Genomic DNA, 1,128 nt, shown 5'->3' on the forward strand with positions numbered 1-1,128 from the left:
ATCGGCCAGGACCTGGCCGCCGGTGTTGTCCAGGTGCTGGCCGGTCAGGCTCAACGCCTTGGCCGCGGACAGTTCACCGCCACGGTTGTCGATGCTGTCCACGGTCAAGCGCATGTCCTGGCCGGCACCCAGCACGGCACCCTGGCGGTTGACCAGCGAATCGCCCTTGAGGGTCAGCTTGCCGTCGGCGGACAGCTTGCCGCCGAGCTGTTCCAGGCGCGTGACCTGCCCATCGAGATCGCCGCCGCTGGTCAGGCTGCCACCGCTGTTGTCCAGGTGCGCAGCGACCAGGTCCAGGTTGCCCTTCGCACCGAAGATGCCGAGCTGGTTGAGCAGTTCGGTGCCATTGAAGCGCACCCCGGCCTGGCCGCTGACCAGGCCCTGGTCACGGTTGTCCAGGTGGTCGAGGGTCAGCGTCATCGCGCCATCGCCCTCGATCTTGCCGCCGCGGTTGTCCCAGCGCTGGCCTTGCAGGGTCAGCAAGTCCTTGCCAACCAGTCGCCCGCCGCGGTTGTCCAGCTGGCCGGCCTCGATGTGCGTCGCGCCAGTACCACTGAGCAAGCCTTTGTCCTGGTTGTCGAGCACGCCGCTGACCTTGGCGGTCAGTGTGCCATCGCTGAGCAGCTTGCCCTGCTCGCGGTTATCGAGACTGGCGGCGCTCACCGTCAGCGCCGTACCCGAGGCCAGCACGCCTTTGCGGTTATCCAGAGCTTGGCCGACGGTCAGCGTCAGCGCCTGATCGGCACTGAGCCTGCCGCCACGGTTGTCAAGGCTGGCGGCGCGCAGCTGACTGGCACCGGCGCTGGAGATCTCACCGTGCTGGTTGTCGATATCCGCGCCACTGACCAGCTCCAGGCCGGCACTGCTGGACACCACGCCACGCAGGTTGTTCAGCGTCAGGGCATGGATCTCCATGCCAGCACCAGAAACCACGCCATCGACATTGAGCAGCGCCTGGTCGAGATGCACGGTCAGCGCATCGAAGCTGGACAACTCACCGGCCTGGTTGTCGAGGTGCGCCCAGGTGGCGTTCAGTGCCCCTTGGCTGATGATCTGGCCACGGTCGCTGTTGAGCAGTTGTCCACCGGCCAGGGTCATGCGCCCGTCACCGACAACCTTGCCCTGCTG

1 pseudogene is annotated in these 1,128 nt (G+C 66.5%); it reads right to left on the reverse strand.

Features of this window, described 5'->3' with window-relative positions:
* Positions 1-1,128: pseudogene (locus NMG10_RS25780) on the reverse strand (hypothetical protein); the annotation flags it as partial.

It is taken from the genome of Pseudomonas sp. DVZ6, from assembly GCF_024259445.1.
Classification (GTDB): domain Bacteria; phylum Pseudomonadota; class Gammaproteobacteria; order Pseudomonadales; family Pseudomonadaceae; genus Aquipseudomonas; species Aquipseudomonas peradeniyensis.